This is a genomic window from Paraburkholderia sp. SIMBA_053 (assembly GCF_046534895.1).
Classification (GTDB): domain Bacteria; phylum Pseudomonadota; class Gammaproteobacteria; order Burkholderiales; family Burkholderiaceae; genus Paraburkholderia; species Paraburkholderia caledonica.
Genome location: NZ_JAWRXU010000257.1, coordinates 1 through 348, shown reverse-complemented (window position 1 = coordinate 348; position 348 = coordinate 1). Strand labels below are relative to the sequence as shown.

Annotated in this window: 1 protein-coding gene; it reads right to left on the bottom strand. The window is 25.6% G+C overall.

From position 1 onward, the window contains the following. Positions 1-348, bottom strand: a 348-nt coding sequence (locus SB753_RS35520) for a hypothetical protein (protein WP_410804766.1), incomplete at both ends; no start/stop codon positions are given.

The window sequence follows — 348 nt, the reverse complement described above, 5'->3', positions numbered from 1 at the left end:
AGTCTGAAACGGAAAAATCTTCTTCAAGATAAGTTTTAAAAAACCATTCGAGTACATCTTCTAATCTAACATTCTGCTTTTTTAATAATGGATAATATAGTGCTAGTGAAGCATCTGTTAATATTTCATTAATTTTGAAAGCTTCATTAACATGATAGTCCCTCTTGGCTTTTAATTGAATAATATCTAGAAATGATGTTCTAGTAGATATCTTATTTACAAAGTTAATTCTTCCATTACTATCAATAAACTCAAATAACCAAATGAAATTATTTAAAATAGTTTCAAAATCCAATTCCTGTTCTAAATAGGTTTTATTATATACTATTTCAAGCTCTGTACTATCAA